Genomic DNA, 19,589 nt, shown 5'->3' with positions numbered 1-19,589 from the left:
AAACGGAATCGACGCCGACACACCACGCTGGAACTTGCCGAACCCATCACCCCCCGACGAGAACGCCGGCGCATTGTTCGTGAACGACACCAAATTCTGCGAACCACTGTTCACCATGTCGAACGCCACCGCCGAGGGCGCCGCCGAGACCACCGACGTCGAGACCACCGCCGGCGCCGCGAGGGCGACCAGTGGGGCGACGAGCGTGGCCGCCAGTGCAGGAACGACGTTCTTCCGCAGTCGATAACGCATGAATGGCTCCTTGCTGCTTGTCCGGGTTCGCATGTGCTGCATCGTCGCCCCCCAACGTGCACGGCACCTGGCCGCAGGCTGACCACAGCGTGAACACCCTGCACACTAGGCGCGCGGCGCCGGTGGGCGACAAGTCGCCGAGACGCGCTCAGACCGACGCCAGGCGCCGCTCGAGATGACGTCGCTCCGCATCCGAGCCGACGAGCTCGAGCGCCAGCCGGAACTGGGCGCTCGCCTCGTCGCGGCGACCCGCCCGCAACAGGAACTCGGCCCGCGCCGAGGCCAGCAGATGGGCCTGCGGGAGGTCGTCGTCCACTGCGTCGAGCGCCGTCAGTCCGGCCTCGGCACCGTCGGCGAACCCGATCGCCACGGCGCGGTTGAGCGCAACCACCGGGCTCGGGTCGACGCGAGCGAGCACGCCGTAGAGCTGCTCGATCTGCGCCCAGTCGGTCGCCTCGAACGACGGCGCCTGGCTGTGCAGCGCGGCGATCGCCGCCTGGAGCTGGTAGCTGCCGATCGTCCGGCGTCGGAGCGCACGCTCGACGAGCGTCGAGCCCTCGGCGATCAGCTCGGCGTCCCACTGCGACCGATCCTGGTGTTCGAGCAGGACGAGGTCACCGGCTCGGTCGAAGCGGGCAGCGGACCGCGCATGGTGCACGAGCATCAAGGCGAGCAAACCCAGCACCTCCGGCTCGTCCGGCATCAGCTCGACCAGTTGACGCCCCAATCGGATCGCCTCCTCGGCGAGGTCGACGCGCAGCGGCTCGGCCGCGCGCGCCGACAGGTAGGCCTCGTTGAACACGAGATAGACCACGCCGAGCACGCCGTCGAGCCGGTCAGGCAGCTCGTGGCCCAGCGGGACCCGGTACGGGATGCCCGCGCTCTTGATCTTGTTCTTCGCGCGCACGATGCGCTGCGCCATCGTCGCGGTCGGCACCCCGAACGCCGCTGCGATCTCGTCGGTGGTCAGCCAGGCGACGCTGCGCAGGGTGAGCGCGATCCGGCCCTCGAGGCCGAGGGCCGGATGACAGCAGGTGAAGATCAGCCGCAGCCGATCGTCGTCGATGCCGCTGTGCCATCGCTCTTCCCGGCGCTCGAGCTCGTCGAGCTCGCGACCGCGGTCATCGGCATCGGCCCGCTCGTGGCGGGCCTGGCGGCTGCTCTCGCGACGCAGATGATCGATGGCGCGCCGCGACGCCGCCGTGTAGACCCACGCGGCAGGATCCCGCGGCCAGCCGTCGACCGGCCATCGCTCGGCCGCCAGCAACCACGCATCCTGCAGCGAATCCTCGGCGAGCCCGAAGTCACGGTACCGCCCGATCAACGCCGCGAGGATGCGACCCGAGTGCTCGCGAACGGTGTCCTCGAAGCGGGCCCGATCGCGGTCGGCCGGGCGGATGTGCTCAGGCGGGGTCGTCAGCCCGCTGCTCCTCGGGGATCTCCATCAGCGGGCGCACCTCGATCGACCCCCACTTCGCCGTGGGGATCTGTGCGGCGAGCTCCTGGGCCCGCTCGACCGAGTCGACATCGACCATGTAGAAGCCGCCGAGCACCTCCTTCGTCTCGGCGAAGGGGCCATCGGTCACAGCCGTGGCACCCTCGCGGATCCGCACCGTCGAGGCGGTCTCCTTCTCCTGCAGCGGCTCGCCCGACACCATCTCGCCCGACTCGACGATTCGCTGGGTGAAGGCGAAGTAGTCGGTCATCATCTCGTTGGTCTCGGCCTCGCTGAGCTCGACCGACGGGTCGCTGTAGATCAGCAGCATGTACTTCACGGTGTTCCTCCTCGGGTGGTGGTGACATCACGGAGTGGTCACAACACGGAGACGAACGGGTTCGCCGCCGATCGACAGGCGCCGGCAATTCGTTGCGGGCCCGATCGCCCACGTCACGCCTCGGAGCCGAGAACGCCGTCGCCGAGATCGCGGTCGCCGAGATCGCGGTCGCCGAGATCGCGGTCGCCGAGATCGCCGTGGCCGCGGCGGTCGACTCGTCATCGGGCCGACCGGCCATCCTCGTCATCGGATCTCGGGAGGCGCCGCCGAGGTCTCGGCACGGGCCGCGGCCGCAGCGGAGGACGTCAGACGCACGACGTCGACGGGCTCGAGCATCCCGGCGATCTCGTGCCTGCCGACCGGCTCCACCGCAGTGTTGACGAGCAGCGGCGAGACGGCGATGCGCTCTGCGAGCACCTCGTGCGGGTCGGCGAGATCGCACAGCCTCGAAGCGAGGTTGACCGGCCGGCCGATGTAGTCGTCACCCTCGAAGAGGATGACCCTCCCGGCGGCGATCCCGGCCCGCAGCGGGAGCGGCGAGCCGATGTCGTCGATGCGATGCTCGAGATCGACGATCGCCTCGATCAGCGGCTCGCTCTCGACGCCGACGAGCATCGCCCCGTCACCGAGCCACTTCGCGACCCTGACCGCGTGGGCCGACGCGACGTCGCGGACGAGGGTGCGGAACGCCGCGAGGATCTCCACGGCGCGATCGTCGCCCTCGCTGTCGGTGAACGCCGTGAAGCCCGATAGGTCGACGAACGCGAACGAGCGCTCGACCCGGTTCGCGGCCCGGGCCACGCCGTACTGATCCGACACGTCGGCGAATCTAGTCAAGCGACCGACTCACGCCTCGGCGCACCGACCTCGGCGACGGAGGACCTCGCCTCGGAGGGCACGCAACGGAGGGGCGAAAAAGAGAGCGGCCCCGGGCGGTGCGGCCAGCTTGCGCCGGCGCACCCACCCGGGGCTACCCAAAAGGTGGAGCGATCCACCACTGATCGATCTTCGGGCGTTAACCTGCGTCTCGATCAATCACATCGCCCGTCGCGCCTCGTAAGGCGTGGCGGGCGATGCCCTTTTCCGGCCAGTCGACCGGTTGCCCGGCCCTGCTGCCTTCGACCACCCCCACCGGTTGCCCGGCGGCAGCAGCCGCCCCGACTCCTTCGGCCGGTCACCCGACCTCCGTCGCCGGAGTTCGAGGCTCGGTCTCCGGTTGCCCGGCCCGTCACCTCTCGACGCCCCGTCGGTTGCCCGACAACGGTGCCGCCCCGACTCCTTCGGCCGGTCACCCGACCTCCGTCGCCGGAGTTCGAGGCTCGGTCTCCGGTTGCCCGGCCCGTCACCTCTCGACGCCGTTCACGCTGACCCGGTTGCCCGACCCATCGTTGGACGTCGCCGGACCGTGACCCCGAGAGCAGTTGGGGTGCTCTCGCGGCTCGTGCCCGGTCACTCCTCGGCTCGTCACCCCCGGTTGCCCGGCGGCTCGGTTGCCTCGAAGCTTGTGGCTTCTCGCCCCGTCCGGAGCCGCTCTCGCCTCGTGAGCCGGGCCCGTTTTCCGTCTCGGTCCACCCGAAGGCTTCGTTCGACAGACTCGGTCTCTCGGCCCCGGTTTGCGTGCGCTCTCCGGTACGGGAGATACCATCGCGCCCGAGAAACACCAGGTCAAGAGGTATTTTCGAATCCCCAGGGTTATCCACTGAACTTCTTCGAGATCCCCAGGATTTCTGCGGTCGTCCACCTCTCGTTCACAACGTCGTGCACAAGTTGTCCCCAACTTCGGGGCCCGCGGTACCCCCAGTTCGTCGTTCGAGCCCATGCCGACGTTGACGTTCGCAGCCCTGCGGAGCAGAATGGAGGGCGATGTGCTCCGCAACCGCCATCATCATCATTCCGTAGAGCACGTGACACCTCACGTGCTCGAATCGCCGCCCGCCGGGCGGCTTTTTTGTTGCCCGAATCGAGACGCACCATGACGACCCACGTCGAGATCTTCGACACCACCCTCCGAGACGGCCTCCAGGTCGAGGGCGTCTCGGCGACGGTCGACGACAAGCTCCAGATCGCCGAGCAGCTCGACCACCTCGGCGTGCAGTACATCGAGGGCGGCTGGCCGGGCGCCAACCCCAAGGACGTCGAGTTCTTCGCCCGCGCGGCGTCCGAACTCGAGCTCACGACCTCGACGTTCGTCGCGTTCGGGTCGACACGGCGCCCTCGCGGCAAGGTCGACGAGGACCAGACGTTGCAGCACCTGCTCGACGCCGGCACCTCCGCGGTGTGCATCGTCGCCAAGAGCTCGGACTATCACGTGACCGAGGCGCTCAAGACCAGCCTCGACGAAGGAGCGGCGATGATCGCCGACTCCGTCGAGTTCCTGCATGGCCACGGGCGGCAGGTGCTCGTCGACATGGAGCACTTCTTCGACGGCTTCAAGGAGCATCCGGAGTTCTCCTTCCGGGCGCTCGAGGCGGCCGTGCTGAAGGGTGCCACCCACGTCGTGCTGTGCGACACCAATGGTGGCTCGCTTCCCCACGAGATCGAGGAGATCGTGGCGAAGGTGCACGCCCACGTCGGCGCCGACGCCACGATCGGCATCCACTGCCACGACGACACCGGCTGCGCGGTGGCGAACTCGATGGCCGCCGTGCGCGGCGGGGCGCGACACGTGCAGGGCACGCTGAACGGCCTCGGCGAGCGAACCGGCAACGCCAACCTCACGTCGATCATCCCGAACCTGCAGTTGAAGCAGGACTACGTCTGCCTGCCCGAGGGACGGTTGGAGCACCTGACGGTGGTCTCGCACCGGATCGCTGAGACCCTCAACCGAGCGGTCGACCCGCAGGCGCCGTACGTGGGGTCGTCGGCGTTCGCCCACAAGGCGGGGCTGCACGTCAGTGCGATCGCTCGCGCCAAGGACGCCTACGAGCACGTCGACCCGCTGCTCGTCGGCAACGACACCCGCTTCGTCGTCTCCGAGATGGCCGGCCGGGCGACCATCCAGATGAAGGCCGACGACCTCGGCCTCGATCTCGACGGTCCGGCCGTCAACCAGGTCATCGACGACCTGAAGCGGCTCGAACACGAGGGCTATCACTTCGAAGCCGCCGACGCGTCGCTCGAGCTCTTGATGCGGCGGACCGCCGGATGGGAGCAGGACTTCTTCCGCGTCGAGTCGATGCGCGTCATCACCGACGAGATGGCCAGCGGCGAGTTCAACACCGAGGCGACCGTGAAGGTGTGGGTCGGCGACGAGCGTCATGTCTTCACGTCGGAGGGCAACGGTCCGGTCAACGCCATCGACACCGCCCTCCGACGTGCGGTGCAGCGCGCGTACCCCCATCTCGCGCACGTGCACCTCACCGACTACAAGGTGCGGATCCTCGACGGTGGTCAAGCGACCGGGGCGGTGACCCGGGTTCTGCTGTCGGCGACCGACGGCGAGCGCGACTGGACCACGATCGGCGTCAGCGCCAACATCATCGAGGCATCGTGGCGGGCCCTCGAGGAGAGCATCGTCTACGGCCTCCTCCACGCTCCGAACGACGCCTGAGCCAGCGCGACGCAGCGCCGCGTCCAGCCGTCGGCGGTCGAGCCGATCGACGAGTGCGGCGACCCCGGGTGCGCCACGGGTACGCTGGCGCTCGCCATGGCAGCACCCAAGTCCGCCCCCGCCGGCGCCCGCGAATCGCCGTACTACCGCTCCCCCGACGTCGTGCCGGCGCCGTGGAGCCCCGAGCGCCCTGGTGTCGTCGACGGTCTGCAACCGGTCGGGCCGCGGTTGGGCGCACAAGGGCCCGACCAGGGTTTCGCCCTGACCATCGCGGGCCGACTCGCCTCGAAGCTCCACCTCCATGGGCGCGAGCGCCTCGACGACGCGGTCAGGGGTTGCGTGGGGATCGCACTGCGCCGAGCCTCGCTGTTCAGTCGAGCGCCGGTCGTCCACGACGTGCGGCTGGCGTTCACGATCTGGGGGTTCTTCGACGAGGAGCCGCCCTCCGAGCTGATCGCCGAGCGGGCGCGGCTGTTCGAAGGCGTGGGCAACGTCAACCACCACTATGCGGAGGGTCGGCACATCGCCGACCTGGTTCCCGAGGCGACGCTTCGCATGACGCCCGAACAGGCCACCGACGCCTACCCGAACCGGTGGCGTGAGCTGACCGGCGCCTGACAGAAGGCCCACGCCTGACTCGTGCGCCGCGTGGCCGAGTCGGCAGCGCGCAAGGTATCCCTCAGCAGACGCAGCTGTCTGCTACGCGACCAGTTCGCACCAGTCCTTGTAGCGATCCTCTTGGCCGCGCACGACCCGGCCGTACAGCTCGGCGATCGCCAGCGTCTTCTCGCCCGGGCACGGGATCGGCCGGTCGTCGACCGAGTTCACCGAGCTCACCTCGGCCGCCGTCCCGACGAGGAACATCTCGTCCGCGATGTAGACGTCCGACCGGGCGATGTTGTCGGTGACGCACTCGTAGCCGAGGTCGTCCGCGAGCGTCATCACCGTGTTCTGCGTGATGCCTTCGAGCGCTCCGGCCGAGAGTGGCGGGGTCAGCAGCTTGTCGTGACGCGAGACGAAGACGTTCTCACCCGAACACTCCGCGACGAGACCGTTCGGGGCGAGCATCAAGGCCTCGTCGTACCCGGCTTTCAGCGCCTCGACCTTGGCCAGCGACGAGTTGACGTAGTTGCCGGTGGTCTTCGACGCCGGCGGCATGATGTTGTGGTCGTGGCGCGTCCACGACGACGTCTTCAACCGCACGCCCTTCGTCACGGCGTCGTCGCCGAGGTAGGCGCCCCACGGCCAGCACGCGATCGCCACGTCGACGGTGCAGGGCATGGTGTTCAGGCCCATCTCGCCGTAGCCGAAGTAGGCGATCGGCCGCACGTAGCAGGAATCGAGGCCGGTCGACGCGACCGTCGCCTTCGTCGCGGCGATCAGCTCGTCGACCGAGTACGGGATCTCCATCCCGAGGATCTTCGCCGAGTTGTGGAGCCGTTCGATGTGCTCGGTGAGCCGGAACACGGCCGGACCCTGCGACGTCTCGTAGGCGCGGATCCCCTCGAACACGCCCATGCCGTAGTGCAGCGTGTGGGTCAGGATGTGCACCTGCGCCTGGTCCCAGTCGACCAGCTCGCCGTTCATCCAGATCTTGTCGGTCGCAGTGATGGGCATTCGTTCATCCTCTCACTCGGTCGGCGATGGTGTCACCCACCGAGGTGGTGGTGCCGGTACCGGGGTCCTCGCACGCGGCGCGGATGCGCCCCGCCGCCTCCGCTTCCCCGAGGAAGTCGAGCATCAACGCCGCCGAGAGGATGGCCGCCGTGGGATTGGCCTGATTCGTGCCGGCGATGTCGGGCGCCGAACCGTGCACGGGCTCGAACATCGACGGGCCGGTTCGCGCCGGATTGAGGTTGGCCGACGAGGCGAGACCGATGCCGCCCGACACGGCCCCACCGAGGTCGGTGAGGATGTCGCCGAACAGGTTGTCGGTGACGACGACGTCGTAGCGGTGCGGATCCTGCACGAAGTAGATGCACGCCGCGTCGACGTGGTTGTACGCGGTCTCGATGCCGGGGAACTCCGCCGCGACCTCGTCGAACGTCCGCTCCCACAGGTCACCGGCGAACGTGAGCACGTTGGTCTTGTGGACGAGCGTGACGTGCCGACGCTCACGTCGGTCGGCCAGCTCGAACGCGTAGCGCACGCACCGCTCGACGCCCATCCGGGTGTTCACCGACCCTTGCGTCGCCACCTCGTTGGCGGTCCCCTTCCGGAGGACACCGCCCTCGCCGACATACGGCCCCTCGGTGTTCTCGCGGATCACGACGAACCCGTGCGGCATGTCGTGGCCGGGCGCCGTGCCGTAGAACGGTCGCTGGTTGACATAGAGGTCGAGCTCGAACCGCATCTTGAGCAGCAGCCCACGCTCGATCACGCCCGGTGGAACGTCCGGTGTGCCGACCGCCCCGAGCAGGATCGCGTCGAAGCCGCGCAGCTCGTCGAGCGTCGAGTCGCTGAGGACCTCGCCGTCGCGCAGGTACCGGGCCCCGCCGAGGTCGAACTCGGTGGTGTCGAGGGCGACGCCCGCCGCCTCGACGACCTTGACGGCCTCGGCAGTCACCTCCGGTCCGATGCCGTCCCCGCCGATGACTGCGATCTGGTGTGCCATAGGCACTCGAATCTACGTGGCGGCCGCGGTACCGTCCCAGGCGATGAACGTGTCGGGGCTCGACCATCTGGTGCTCAATGTGGCGGACATCGAGCGGTCGCTCGCCTGGTACACCGGGATGCTGGGCCTCGCCGGCGAACGGGTCGACGAGTGGCGAGCCGGGGAGGTGCCGTTCCCGTCGGTGCGCGTCGACGACGCGACGATCATCGATCTGATGACGATCGACCGGACCGGTCACAACGTCGATCACGTCTGCTTGGTCGTCGATCGAGCCGACGTCGACGCCGTCGCAAGCGACGACCGCTTCGACGTCGTCGGCGGCCCGGGCACGCGCTGGGGTGCTCGCGGCGACGGCTGGTCGGTCTACGTCACCGACCCCGACGGCAACGTCGTCGAGCTCCGCGCCTACGGCTGAACGGGCTTTCGCCGACCGGCCGAGCCGGACCGGCTCCGCCTCCGAGCCCACCGCCCGCTCCACCTCGTCGACGCTCGCCCATCACCACGCCACGCGCCCACACCGACCCGCCGAGCCGGACCGGCTCCGCCTCCGAGCCGACCCGCCTCCGCACCACCTCGACGCTCGCCGACCCGAGCCCCGACGCGATCGCGCCCATCGGGCCCAGCCGGACGGACACCCCGATCCTCCAAAACCTCGCAGATAGGCTGACCTTCCTATGGCGACCCAGCGACTGTCACGAGCCGCCTACGACCGCCTGAAGGCAGAGTTCGAGGATCTGACCACCCGCGGCCGCATCGAGGTCGCGGAGAAGATCGAGCGGGCACGCGAGGAGGGCGACCTCAAGGAGAACGCGGGCTATCACGCAGCCAAGGACGAGCAGGGCCACATGGAGGGCCGCATCCGGCAGCTCGAGCACATGCTCGAGAACGCCGAGATCGTCGACGATCAGTTCGTGTACACGATCCTCTACGACGGCGATCCCGAGGACATGGCCGAGCGGTTCGTCGTCGGCAACCTCGAAGAGCAGGTCGACGGTGCCGACGTCATCAGCCCGTCCAGTCCGCTCGGCGCGGCGCTGCAGGGCGCCGCAGTGGGTCAGGCGGTCACGTATGAGGCACCCAACGGCTCCCTGACCGTCAAGGTCCTGAAGGTGGAATCGGTCTGAGCGCAGCCGAGACGCCGGCCGACGATCTGTCGTTCGGGTCTGCCGCAGCCGACGCACCACGGCTGCCGATCGGCCGCGAGATCGAGCTCGACGGGCTCGGACCGCTGTTCGTCCGCGACGTGCCGGGCCCGCCGGGCGCGCCGACGATCGTCCTGCTGCACGGCTGGACCGCCACGGCCGACCTCAACTTCTTCACGTGCTACCGGCGCCTCAGCGAGCACTACCGGGTGCTGGCGTTCGACCATCGCGGGCACGGCCGCGGGCTGAGGGTCAAGGCATCGTTCCGGCTCGAGGACTGCGCGGACGACGTGATCGCAGTCGCCGACCAGCTCGGCATCGACTCGATCGTGCCGGTCGGGTACTCGATGGGCGGGCCCGTCGCCCAGCTCGTGTGGCGTCAGCACGCCGACCGCGTCGACGGGCTGGTGCTCTGCGCGACCGCGCCGTACTTCGCCGGCCGCCGGCCCGAGCGCCTGTCGTTCGTCGGTCTCACCGGTCTCGCCACGCTGGCCCGCTTCACACCGAGCCAGGCGCGGCAGTGGATCACCGACCAGGTCTACCTGCAGCGCAAGAGCGAGTCGTGGGGTCCGTGGGCGATCGAGCAGGCCGCCGGCCACGACTGGCGGATGATCCTCGAGGCCGGCAAGGCGATCGGCGAGTTCTCGTCGTCGGACTGGGTCGGCGAGATCGACGTCCCCACGTCGGTCGTCGTCACGATGAACGACCAGGTGGTGCCGCTCCGTCGGCAGGTTCGGCTGTTCGAGTGGATCCCGAGCGCATCGGCATTCCGCGTCAACGGCGGTCACGACGCGGTGGTCGCCAACAGCGACCGCTTCGTCCCGCAGCTGATCAGGGCGATCGACTCCACGCTGGCGCGCGGTGGGGCGACCTGAGGCGAACCGATCCCGCCCGACGCCGGCCGGGAGCCCGGGGATTCCTCGGGCGTGGACAGCCCCGGGCAGCGGGCGGATGATGGAACCAACACCCCTGCAACGAGGAGGCCGCCATGCCGCGCCACTTCGTCCGAACTCGCTGGGCCGCGACCGGCGCTGTGGTCGCCGTCTGTCTGGGCGCTGGAGGCGTCGGGATCGGCGCAGCGACCACATCGTCCGGTGAGCGGGCGGTCTTCCAACCGATCGAACCCTGTCGTCTCGCCGATACGCGGCCGGCGCCGGACACGGTCGGCAACCGCACGACGCCGCTCGGACCGGACGAGACCTACACGCTGCTCGGATGGGGCGACGTCGGCAACTGCAGCCTGCCGACCGACACCGCCGGACTGGCGCTCAACGTCACGGCAGTCGATCCGACGTCGCTGACGTTCCTCACGCTGTTCCCCGCCGACAGCGAGCTGCCCCTCGCCTCGCACCTCAACCCGGCACCCGGCGAGCCGCCGACGCCGAACGCCGTCACGGTCGACCTCGATCCGGCCGGACGCTTCAGCGTCTACAACCTGCAGGGCAACGTCCACGTCATCGTCGACGTCGTCGGCCACTACCACGACCACGACCACGACGATCGCTACTACACGCAAGCGGACGTCGATGCCGCGGTCGATGCCGCGAAGCCGATCGCGAGGTACCGGCAGGGACGGTCGGCGTGGGTGCTCGAGTCGCCGACGTCGGTTCCCCTCGGCGGTACGTTCTCGTTCGCGTTGCGAACCGTGACGATCGACGCGCCGTCGCCAGGCACGATCGTGGCGAACGGGAGCCTGTGGGCGGAGGACCACGACGGAGGCGGTGGGATCGAAGCGGCGTGCGGCCTGTCGACCGCACAGGACCTCACCGGCGGCGACCGGAACGTGTTCACCCTCGGCGACCACGAAGCGAAGGTGATCGCCGTGACGCGGTCCTTCGACGTGGTCGACGCCGAGTCCGTCACGATCAGGCTGCTGTGCCGCACGTACCCGATCAGCGTCATCCCGCCGCAGCCCACTGCGATGCAGGTCCACAACTGGACGCTGACTGCGATCTTCGTTCCTGACTGACTGCGACGGGCCTCCGATCGGCAGGCGGCCGTGCCGGGACGGGGCGGCATGGACAACGAGCCGACCCGGGCGGATGATGGAGACATCATCCCCCACCACGAGGAGGCCACCATGTGGAGCCACTTCGTACGTACCCGCTGGGCCGCGATCGGCGCCGCCGTCGCGGTCACCCTCGGAGCCGGTGGCATCGGCATCACCGAAGCGACGACCGGCACCGGCGAGCGACCGATCTACGTGCCGATCGAACCCTGTCGACTGGCCGATCTCCGGCCCGCCCCCGACACCGTCGGCCCGCGCAGCGCAGCGCTCGGCCCCGCCGAGGTCTACAAGCTGTCGGGCTGGGGCGATGTCGGGAACTGCATGTTGCCGAACGGCACGACCGGCCTGTCGCTCAACGTCACCGCCGTCGGCCAGACCGAGTTGACCTTCATCACGTTCTACCCCGGTAGTGGCTCACTGCCGCTGGCCTCGCACCTCAACCCGAGCCCGGGCGAGCCACCGACGCCGAACGCCGTCAACGTCGACCTCGACGCCGCCGGTGAGTTCAACGTCTACAACCTGCAGGGCAACGTCAGCGTGATCATCGACGTCGTCGGCTACTACGACCACCACCATCACGACGACCGCTACTACACCGAGAGCGAGACGTACACCAAGGCCGAGGTCGACGCAGCGATAGGCGCGCTGCCCGAGACGCATTGGGCGGTCGTGAACGGCAGCACCTCCGCCGTCATCGCCAGGCAGTCGGGCGGCATCACGCTCTCGTACGCCGGCGTCGGCAACGCCTACTTCCTCACCTTCCCGCGCGACGTCAGCAGTTGCGGCTGGGTGGTGTCACTCGGTGGTTGGAGCTTCCTCGACAGCGTGCTCCCCGTCTTGAACGACTACGGCATCTCGACGAACGCGGTCTTCGGGACGCCGGAGAGGATCGGCGTGTCCGTCTACGACGACGCGGGCGCCCTCGTCACCAACGCCTTCACCGTCCACATGACCTGCCCGTGACGAATCGGCTGTCGGCGGACTGAGCCCGGGCGGGCAGCTCGCGCCGAGGCGGCGCGCCGGCGCCCGGCACGTGGTGTGGAGCACTCGCGTTCGGGAAGCGATCGCTGCCCGGACGGCCACTCCTCGCGTAATTCGGTCGACACCTGCCGCTCACCGTGGTCGAATCGCGTGCCTCAGTCCGTACGGATGCACGAGAACAGGGGCGGCACATGAGGAACACGATCCGAACTCGGTGGGCGGCGATCGGCGCCGCGATCGCCATCAGCCTCGGCGCAGGCGGTGTGGGGATCACCCAAGCGACCACGTCGTCGGGCGAGATGCCGATCTACATCCCCATCGAGCCGTGCCGACTCGCTGACCTCCGGCCGGCACCCGACACCGTCGGGCCGCGTGACACCCCGCTCGGAGCGGACGAGACCTACCTGCTCTCCGGGTGGGGCTCGGTCGGCAACTGCACCCTGCCCTCGGGAACGACCGGCCTGTCGCTCAACGTGACCGCGCTCGGCCAGACGCTGCCGACCTTCATCACGCTGTTCCCCGGCGACGCCGACCTGCCCCTGGCATCGCACCTCAACCCGACACCGGGCGAGCCCCCGACGCCGAACGCCGTCAACGTCGACCTCGACACGTCCGGCGAGTTCAACGTCTACAACCTCCAGGGCACCGTCAACGTCTTCATCGACGTCGTCGGCTACTTCGACGACCACGTCCACACCGGCGACGACATCGTCGACGGCTCGCTCACCGGCGACGACATCGGCGACAACACCGTGTCGAACGCCGACACCTCCAACGAGCCCGGCGTGGTGTCGAGCTTCAGCCCCGGGACGTTTGACCTCACCGCGGCACCGGAATCGGCGATTGCGACGGCGATCCGCGTCCCGTCCGACGGCCACGTCGTGGTCCAGGTGACCGGCCGGTGGACCGGGCGCAGCGGGGGCAGAGACGTGGCGGATTGCCAGCTCCAGAAGGGCGACGCCAGCGCCATCGATCGCGACGAGCCGTGGTTCCGGCTCGATGAACGGAACGCCGGCAACGGCCTCACGTCGTTCTCCGCGCATCGCGTCATCCCCATCGCCGTTGCGGACAACCCAGCTGCGAGCTTCCTGGGCCAGTCGCTCCGGCTCGTCTGTGAGGAGGCTCTCTCGACGGACGCTGTCCGCCTCAGCGACCTCCACATCTCGGCGACGTTCTTCGCGACCTCGTACGCACCCGTCGGGCTGGTCGTCAGTCCCTGAGTTGCTCGACGCCCCGACCGCGGGCAGCGCCGCTCGACGCACCGAGGCTCGGGAGTGGACGAGCAGCCTCAGCGCAACGACCTGCGGAGGCAGCTGATACGACGGGCCCTTCCCGACACCAGCACCGCACATCTGGGCGCGCACGCGCCGGCCGAGCGGTCGCGAGCACCTGTCGACATCCGGAATCGCCCGTAGCATCTGATCCGTGATGCGGCGGTCGCGGGCGGGTCGAACGGCGAAGGTGGCGAAGCTCGGCGCCAAGGTCGCCGGCGCGCACGCCACGACCGCGGCCCGCAAGGTGTTCGCCTCGGCCGAGCGCCGGGTCGAGCTCGACGAGCAACGCCGCCTCACCACCGCCACCGCGGTCGCCGAAGAGCTCGGCCACATGAAGGGCGCCCTCATGAAGCTCGGCCAGATGGCGAGCTACCTCGACGAAGGGCTCCCCGAGCCGATGCGGATGGCGCTGGCCCAGCTCCGCACCGACGCCCCGCCGATGTCGCGCGAGCTCGCCGCCGATGTCGTCGAGCAGGAGCTGGGCGGCCCGCCCGAGCAGGTGTTCGTCGACTGGGACCCCGACCCGATCGCCGCTGCGTCGATCGGCCAGGTGCACCGCGCCATCGCAACCGACCCGGCCACCGGCGAGGAGCGTCCCGTCGCCGTGAAGCTGCAGTACCCCGGCGTCGACGAGGCGATCGAGGCCGATCTCAAGAACGCCGACATGCTCGGCACGATCCTCAAGCAGGGCTTCGGCGGCCTCGAGCCCGACGAGATGGTCGAAGAGATCCGCGATCGCCTCGTCGAGGAGCTCGACTATCGGATCGAGGCGGAGAACCAGACGGCGTTCGCCGACTTCTACCGCGGTCACCCGTTCATCCACATCCCCGAGGTCGTACCCGAGCTGTCGACCGGTCGGGTGCTCACGTCCGACCTCGTCGACGGGCACTCATGGGAGGACCTGCTCACGTGGGACGTCGCCGAGCGGGATCTGGCGGGCGAGACGATCTTCCGGTTCGTGTTCCGCAGCCTGTACCGCATGCGGGCGTTCAACGGCGACCCGCACCCCGGCAACTACCTGTTCCACGGCGACGGCCGGGTGACGTTCCTCGACTTCGGGCTCGTGAAGCACTTCTCCCCCGGCGAGATGAACTCCTTCGCCCACATGGTGAAGGCGGCCGCCGTCGACCACGACGTCGCCGAGTTCAGGGGCATCCTCGAGCGGGCAGGAATGCTGCGGCGCGGCGCACCGGTGTCGACCGACGCCGTCGGCACCTACTTCGAGCGCTTCTACGAGCCGGTCCGGCACGATCGCGAGATGACGTGGTCGGGCGAGTACGCGAGCAGCATCGTGCGACACACCTTCGATCGCACCAGCCCGATCGCGCAGTACGCAACCGTGCCCAAGGCCTTCGTGTTCATCCAGCGCATCAACCTCGGCCTGTATGCGCTGCTCGGTGAGCTCCGCGCGACCGGCAACTACCGGCGGATCGCCGAGGAGCTCTGGCCGTTCGCCAACGCTGCGCCCTCGACACCGCTCGGTGTCGCCGAGGCCGAGTGGGTCGCGGACCGCCAACTCGTCTGAGCCGGTAGCGTCGCAGCCCATGCCTCGCCCCGTCCTCCCGTTGCTCGTCGCGTGCACGCTCGCCATCGCCGCCTGCGGTGGTGACGACGAGCAGGACGGCGCCGCGGCAACCACCGACGCCACCGACGCCGCCGACGGGACCAGCACGTCGTCGACAGCCACGCCGAGTGAGTCCGCCCCTGCGACGACGACCCCGTCGGTGACGGGCACCGACCCCACCGCGTGCGAGGCCGTGCCGGACGCCGCCGACTACGTCGACGGGCAGGTGCCGCTCGCGCTTCGGCCGTGCGACCTGCCGACCGAGCTCGTCGTCAACACGATCCGCACGGGCAGTGGCGCCACTGCGGCCGCCGGGGACACCGTCGTGGTCGACTACCAGGGCATCCGCTCGATCGACGGCGAGCCGTTCGACGACAGCTACAGCCGGGGCGTCCCGTTCGACTTCCCGCTCGGCCGGGGCAGCGTCATCCAGGGCTGGGACCAGGGTCTGATCGGCGCGCAGGGCGGTTCGCTCGTCAAACTCGACATCCCGGGCGACCTCGCCTACGGCGCGACCCCGCCGCCCGGCGTCATCCAGGCCGACGATCCGCTGACGTTCGTGATCGAGGTCCGGGCCGTGATCCCCTCGGTCACCGGCGACGACGCGCCACTGGACCTCGAAGTCGAGACATCGATCGACGCGGTCGAGTTGACGTCCTACGACGTCGACGTCGGTGACGGGCCGGCTGCCGAGGTCGGTTCGACCGTGATCATGCACTTGCTGCTCATCCGCGGCGACAACCGTGCGGTCATCTTCAACACGTGGGAGCTCGGCGACCCCGTGAACGTCCTCGTCGAGGACGGTCAGACGATCCCGGGCATCTTCGAGGGCATCCAGGGGGCCCAGCCGGGCACGCTGCGGGTGATCACGATGCCCGCCGAGCTCGCCTTCGGCACCGAGGGCGCGCCGACCCTCGGGCTTCCCGGCGGCACCGACGTGATCGCCGTCGCCGACGTCGTCGCTGTCTTCTAGACAGCGATCCGTCGCCGTCTTCTCGACGCCGTTCGTCGCCGTCTTCTCGACAGCTCGGGAGGCGAAGCCGATCGTCTGGCAGCGGCAAGCTCCCGCCCGCGCGGGCAAGGAGGCGAGGAGCGCAGGGCGGCGGCTACGTCGGCGGCGCCACGAGCGGAGCCCTGTCAGTCGAGTATCGCTTCGAGGTCGAGACCGAGGTCGAGCACGCGGGCCGAATGGGTGAGCTCGCCGACGGCGATCCAATCGACACCGGTCTCACCGACCGAACGCGCCACCTCCAACGTCAGGCCGCCGCTCGCCTCGAGCTTGGTGCCGGGCGCGAGCTCGTCGCGGACCGCGACTGCGGTCCGCATCAGATCGGTGTCGAAGTTGTCGAGCAGCACCTCGTCGGCGCCGGCCGCCAGCGCCTCGCGGAGGCCGTCGACGGAGTCGACCTCGATCTCGACGGGGATCGTTCCCTCGAGATCTCGCACGAGTCGGTACGCCTCGCCGACGCCACCGGCTGCCGCCACGTGGTTGTCCTTCACCAGCGCCATGTCGGCCAGACCCATCCGGTGGTTGGCACCCCCGCCGCATCGCACGGCGTACTTCTCCATCGCCCGCAGACCCGGCGTGGTCTTGCGGGTGTCGCGGACGACGGCCCCGGTGCCGTCGAGCGCATCGGCCCAGCGCCTGGTGAGGCTCGCCACGCCGGACAGGTGGCACAACAGGTTGAGCGCGGTCCGCTCGGCGGTCAGCAGCCCGCGGGTCGGCGCGGTGACGCGGGCGACGCGTTGGCCGGGCTCGACCCGGTCGCCATCGGCCACGAGGTACTCGAACTCGCTCGCGGCGTCGCCGCACACCGCCTCGACCGCCGCCGCCGTGATCGGCAGGCCCGCGACGACGCCGTGCTGCCGCGAACCGAACGTCGCGACGCTGCGCTGGTCGGCGGGAATCGTGGCTGCCGACGTGACGTCGAGTCCGCCCATCAGATCCTCCTGCACCGCCATCCTCACGATCGCTGCCACCGCGTCGGGATCGAGACGACCCGCCAGCAGGCGGGCGCGCGTCTCGGCGGAGATCGGCTGCGGGACGAACATCGTTCGAGACAGTAACGAAGTAGCGTCGCGGCGGTGCAGGCTCACCTCGCCCAGATCAACATCGGCACGATGGTCGCCCCCACCGACGACCCGGCGGTCGCGGAGTTCATGGACAACCTCGATCGCGTCAACAAGCTCGCCGACGAGTCCGAGGGCTTCGTGTGGCGGCTCCAGACCGACTCGGGCAACGCCACCGACATCCAGATCTTCCCGAACCCGCTCGAGCTGGTGAACATGAGCGTGTGGGAGAGCGTCGACGCGCTCAAGGCGTACGTGTACCGGAGCGATCACGTCGACTTCTTCCGGCGCCGGGCCGAGTGGTTCCAGGTCGACGCCAAGCGGGTTGCGCTCTGGTGGATCCCGGCGGGCACCGTTCCCGAGCTCGACGAGGCGGTTCGTCGGGTCGAGTTCCAGGAGCGACACGGTCCGTCGCCCTACTCGTTCGGGTTCGCCCGGCAGCCGGAACAGCTCGTGATCCACGAGACGAGGCCCGGCGACCCGGCAACCCTCGACCTCGTGTCGAGGTCGAACGCCGAGCTGACCGCGCTGTACGACCATCCCGACGCCAACCACTTCTCGCTGGCCGACGACGAGGTCACCGGCGACCGTGGCGCCATGATCACGGCGCGCCTCGACGCCATCCCCGTCGCCTGCGGGGCCGTCCGGCGCCTCGACGACGGCCGCGGCGAGATCAAGCGGATGTTCGTCGACCCCGCCGTCCGCGGGCAGCGGCTCGGCGCTGCGATCCTCGACCAGCTCGAGCTCCGTGCGACGCGCCTCGGCATCGACGAGCTCGTGCTCGAGACCGGCGTCCACCAGCACGCCGCGATCTCGCTCTACGAGGCGAACGGCTACACGCCGGCCGAGCTGTGGGGCGAGTACGTGCGCAGTGCCGAGACCAGCCGGGCGTACCGCAAGCTGCTGCGCTGACCCGCGGGCGACGACGGAGGGGACGCCCAGCGCCTCGGAGCTCAGACGTGCGGGATGCCCGTGAGGGCGAGCCCGCCGTCGATCGTCAGGCGCACGTCGAGGTGGGTGATCCACTCCTCGCGTGGCTCGGGGTGGTCGTCGCGCCGATGGCAGCCGCGGCTCTCGGTCCGCGCCGACGCAGCCGAGGCGACAGCGGCGGCAACGGTGAGCATGTTCGTCGCCTCCCACGCCGCACGCGAGCCGGTGACGCCCACGGATGCCGTTGCTGCGAGCGCCTCGAGCTGGCTCACGGCGCTGGTCAGCCCGGCAGGCGAACGCCGCACGCCGACCTGGCTGGACATGATCGACCGCAACTCGACGCGCTGCGCCGGGTTGCGCAGCGGTGCGTCGTAGCTGCGCCCCGCCCCCGGCGGGACGTCGATCTCAGCAGGCAGCTCGTCCGCGAGCGCGGCCCCGACGCGCGTGCCCGCGACCACCCCCTCGGTCAGGCTGTTGGAGGCCAGACGGTTGGCGCCGTGCACCCCGGTGCAGGCGACCTCGCCGATGGCAAACAGGCCGCGCATCTCGGTGACGCCGTCGAGGTCGGCGGGCACGCCCCCGCACACGTAGTGCGCCGCCGGGGCGACGGGGATCCGCTCGGTGGCCGGGTCGACCCCGACGGCCCGGCACGCCTCGGTGATCGACGGGAACCGCTCGAAGAACTCCTCACCCATGTGCGTCGCGTCGAGGAAGACGTGGTCGCCGACACCGCCGGGCGCCTCGGCCATGCGCCGCGAGATCGCTGCAGCGACGACGTCGCGTGGTGCGAGATCCTCCAGCGGGTGCACGCCCTCCATCACCCTCCGGCCGAGACCGTCGTACAGCACCGCACCTTCGCCACGAACGGCCTCGGAGACGAGCGCCTGCTGACCGGTGGCCCCCGGCCCGACCCACAGCACGCTCGGGTGGAACTGGACGAACTCGACGTCGCGTGCCGCGAGACCGGCGCGCATCGCCAGCGCCAGCCCGTCGCCGGTCACCGCCGGCGGGTTCGAGGTCGACGCGAACACCTGCCCGTAGCCGCCGCACGCGAGCACGACCGCTCGCGCCGTGATCGTCCCGACCGACGAGACCACGCCGTTCTCGTCGATGCGGGCGACCCGCACCCCCGCGACCTGACGCCCGCCGTCACGATCGCGCCCGACGACGAGGTCGAGTGCGAAGGTGTGGTTCATCACGTCGACGCCCGCTTCCACCGCCGAGACGTCGAGCGTGCGCTGCACCTCCGCGCCGGACCGGTCGCCGCCGGAGTGCACGATCCGGTCGTGGCTGTGCCCGCCCTCGCGCGTCAGCGCGATGTCGAGGTCCAGACCGGGCCGGGGCTCGGGGAGGTGGTGCGGGTCGAACGCCGCACCGAGGTGCATGAGGTAGAGGATCGAGTTCGGCGCCTCGCTCACGAGGTCGCGCA

19 protein-coding genes are annotated in these 19,589 nt (G+C 69.8%); 11 read left to right on the top strand and 8 right to left on the bottom strand.

Annotation, left to right across the window (positions count from 1 at the left end; all coding sequences use genetic code 11):
• The 4 genes from QNJ12_RS19180 to QNJ12_RS19165 form a co-directional block, all read right to left on the bottom strand.
• Positions 1-294: hypothetical protein (locus tag QNJ12_RS19180; RefSeq protein WP_300625103.1), on the bottom strand; the 294-nt coding region annotated here is incomplete at its 3' end.
• A 106-nt stretch (positions 295-400) separates the two neighbouring features.
• A complete protein-coding gene (locus tag QNJ12_RS19175) occupies positions 401-1,576 on the bottom strand; it encodes an RNA polymerase sigma factor (protein WP_367281818.1) in 1,176 nt (391 codons plus the stop codon).
• A 79-nt stretch (positions 1,577-1,655) separates the two neighbouring features.
• Positions 1,656-2,018: a YciI family protein gene (locus tag QNJ12_RS19170; RefSeq protein ID WP_300625107.1), complete on the bottom strand. Its 363-nt coding sequence runs from the start codon at positions 2,016-2,018 to the stop codon at positions 1,656-1,658.
• 252 nt (positions 2,019-2,270) lie between these two features.
• Positions 2,271-2,846: an adenylate/guanylate cyclase domain-containing protein gene (locus QNJ12_RS19165; RefSeq protein WP_300625101.1), complete on the bottom strand. Its 576-nt coding sequence runs from the start codon at positions 2,844-2,846 to the stop codon at positions 2,271-2,273.
• A 1,153-nt stretch (positions 2,847-3,999) separates the two neighbouring features.
• Between QNJ12_RS19165 and cimA the strand changes: the two genes are divergently transcribed.
• Positions 4,000-5,577, top strand: a complete 1,578-nt coding sequence (gene cimA / locus QNJ12_RS19160; RefSeq protein ID WP_300625099.1) for a citramalate synthase — start codon at positions 4,000-4,002, stop codon at positions 5,575-5,577.
• Positions 5,578-5,673: 96 nt separating this feature from the next.
• Positions 5,674-6,195, top strand: coding sequence for a hypothetical protein (locus tag QNJ12_RS19155; protein ID WP_300625097.1), 522 nt, complete (start codon positions 5,674-5,676; stop codon positions 6,193-6,195).
• Between the two features lie 81 nt (positions 6,196-6,276).
• On the opposite strand, the gene QNJ12_RS19150 is transcribed toward QNJ12_RS19155, so the two are convergent.
• Together QNJ12_RS19150 and QNJ12_RS19145 are read right to left on the bottom strand one after the other, a co-directional pair.
• The gene (locus QNJ12_RS19150; protein WP_300625095.1) at positions 6,277-7,194 is read right to left on the bottom strand and encodes a branched-chain amino acid transaminase; all 918 of its coding nucleotides are present in this window, start codon (positions 7,192-7,194) and stop codon (positions 6,277-6,279) included.
• 4 nt (positions 7,195-7,198) lie between these two features.
• A complete protein-coding gene (locus QNJ12_RS19145; RefSeq protein WP_300625093.1) occupies positions 7,199-8,191 on the bottom strand; it encodes a 3-isopropylmalate dehydrogenase in 993 nt (330 codons plus the stop codon).
• A 43-nt stretch (positions 8,192-8,234) separates the two neighbouring features.
• On the opposite strand from QNJ12_RS19145, the gene QNJ12_RS19140 reads away from it, so the two are divergent.
• From QNJ12_RS19140 to QNJ12_RS19105, 8 genes are all read left to right on the top strand, one after another.
• Entirely contained in the window at positions 8,235-8,606 is a 372-nt protein-coding gene (locus tag QNJ12_RS19140; RefSeq protein ID WP_300625091.1) for a VOC family protein, read from the top strand.
• A 259-nt stretch (positions 8,607-8,865) separates the two neighbouring features.
• Positions 8,866-9,315 (top strand): transcription elongation factor GreA, encoded by a 450-nt coding sequence (gene greA, locus QNJ12_RS19135; RefSeq protein ID WP_300625090.1) that lies wholly within the window; start codon positions 8,866-8,868, stop codon positions 9,313-9,315.
• A 119-nt stretch (positions 9,316-9,434) separates the two neighbouring features.
• Positions 9,435-10,208, top strand: a complete 774-nt coding sequence (locus QNJ12_RS19130) for an alpha/beta hydrolase (protein WP_300625088.1) — start codon at positions 9,435-9,437, stop codon at positions 10,206-10,208.
• A 113-nt stretch (positions 10,209-10,321) separates the two neighbouring features.
• On the top strand, positions 10,322-11,302 hold the full coding sequence (locus tag QNJ12_RS19125; protein WP_300625086.1) for a hypothetical protein: 981 nt from the start codon (positions 10,322-10,324) through the stop codon (positions 11,300-11,302).
• A 48-nt stretch (positions 11,303-11,350) separates the two neighbouring features.
• A complete protein-coding gene (locus QNJ12_RS19120; protein WP_300625084.1) occupies positions 11,351-12,304 on the top strand; it encodes a hypothetical protein in 954 nt (317 codons plus the stop codon).
• 209 nt (positions 12,305-12,513) lie between these two features.
• The gene (locus tag QNJ12_RS19115) at positions 12,514-13,542 is read left to right on the top strand and encodes a hypothetical protein (protein WP_300625082.1); all 1,029 of its coding nucleotides are present in this window, start codon (positions 12,514-12,516) and stop codon (positions 13,540-13,542) included.
• Between the two features lie 208 nt (positions 13,543-13,750).
• Positions 13,751-15,121 carry an AarF/ABC1/UbiB kinase family protein gene (locus tag QNJ12_RS19110; protein WP_300625105.1) on the top strand — a complete coding sequence of 457 codons (1,371 nt, stop codon included), beginning with the start codon at positions 13,751-13,753 and terminating at the stop codon, positions 15,119-15,121.
• 19 nt (positions 15,122-15,140) lie between these two features.
• Positions 15,141-16,133 (top strand): FKBP-type peptidyl-prolyl cis-trans isomerase, encoded by a 993-nt coding sequence (locus tag QNJ12_RS19105; RefSeq protein ID WP_300625080.1) that lies wholly within the window; start codon positions 15,141-15,143, stop codon positions 16,131-16,133.
• A gap of 164 nt (positions 16,134-16,297) precedes the next feature.
• On the opposite strand, the gene nadC is transcribed toward QNJ12_RS19105, so the two are convergent.
• Positions 16,298-17,212: a carboxylating nicotinate-nucleotide diphosphorylase gene (nadC, locus tag QNJ12_RS19100; RefSeq protein WP_300625079.1), complete on the bottom strand. Its 915-nt coding sequence runs from the start codon at positions 17,210-17,212 to the stop codon at positions 16,298-16,300.
• A gap of 33 nt (positions 17,213-17,245) precedes the next feature.
• Here nadC and QNJ12_RS19095 point away from each other — a divergent pair, with 33 nt between their 5' ends.
• Positions 17,246-18,142 carry a GNAT family N-acetyltransferase gene (locus tag QNJ12_RS19095; RefSeq protein WP_300625078.1) on the top strand — a complete coding sequence of 299 codons (897 nt, stop codon included), beginning with the start codon at positions 17,246-17,248 and terminating at the stop codon, positions 18,140-18,142.
• 41 nt (positions 18,143-18,183) lie between these two features.
• Here the strand turns inward: QNJ12_RS19095 and QNJ12_RS19090 are convergent.
• On the bottom strand, positions 18,184-19,589 hold a 1,406-nt coding region (locus QNJ12_RS19090; RefSeq protein ID WP_300625076.1), incomplete at its 5' end, for an FAD-binding protein.

The sequence above is a fragment of the Ilumatobacter sp. genome, assembly GCF_030065885.1.
In the GTDB taxonomy this organism is placed as follows: Bacteria; Actinomycetota; Acidimicrobiia; order Acidimicrobiales; family Ilumatobacteraceae; genus Ilumatobacter.
The sequence above is the reverse complement of the archived record's forward strand: the minus strand, read 5'-3'. Positions and strand labels throughout refer to the sequence as shown.

Excerpts from the sequence above, each read along its gene's own strand:
- QNJ12_RS19145 (WP_300625093.1), bottom strand. The coding sequence starts at position 8,191 with ATGGCACACCAGATCGCAGTCATCGGCGGGGACGGCATCGGACCGGAG.
- QNJ12_RS19155 (WP_300625097.1), top strand. The coding sequence starts at position 5,674 with ATGGCAGCACCCAAGTCCGCCCCCGCCGGCGCCCGCGAATCGCCGTAC.
- QNJ12_RS19140 (WP_300625091.1), top strand. The coding sequence starts at position 8,235 with ATGAACGTGTCGGGGCTCGACCATCTGGTGCTCAATGTGGCGGACATC.
- nadC (WP_300625079.1), bottom strand. The coding sequence starts at position 17,212 with ATGTTCGTCCCGCAGCCGATCTCCGCCGAGACGCGCGCCCGCCTGCTG.
- QNJ12_RS19150 (WP_300625095.1), bottom strand. The coding sequence starts at position 7,194 with ATGCCCATCACTGCGACCGACAAGATCTGGATGAACGGCGAGCTGGTC.
- QNJ12_RS19105 (WP_300625080.1), top strand. The coding sequence starts at position 15,141 with ATGCCTCGCCCCGTCCTCCCGTTGCTCGTCGCGTGCACGCTCGCCATC.
- QNJ12_RS19110 (WP_300625105.1), top strand. The coding sequence starts at position 13,751 with ATGCGGCGGTCGCGGGCGGGTCGAACGGCGAAGGTGGCGAAGCTCGGC.
- QNJ12_RS19125 (WP_300625086.1), top strand. The coding sequence starts at position 10,322 with ATGCCGCGCCACTTCGTCCGAACTCGCTGGGCCGCGACCGGCGCTGTG.
- greA (WP_300625090.1), top strand. The coding sequence starts at position 8,866 with ATGGCGACCCAGCGACTGTCACGAGCCGCCTACGACCGCCTGAAGGCA.
- QNJ12_RS19120 (WP_300625084.1), top strand. The coding sequence starts at position 11,351 with ATGGACAACGAGCCGACCCGGGCGGATGATGGAGACATCATCCCCCAC.
- QNJ12_RS19170 (WP_300625107.1), bottom strand. The coding sequence starts at position 2,018 with ATGCTGCTGATCTACAGCGACCCGTCGGTCGAGCTCAGCGAGGCCGAG.
- cimA (WP_300625099.1), top strand. The coding sequence starts at position 4,000 with ATGACGACCCACGTCGAGATCTTCGACACCACCCTCCGAGACGGCCTC.
- QNJ12_RS19115 (WP_300625082.1), top strand. The coding sequence starts at position 12,514 with ATGAGGAACACGATCCGAACTCGGTGGGCGGCGATCGGCGCCGCGATC.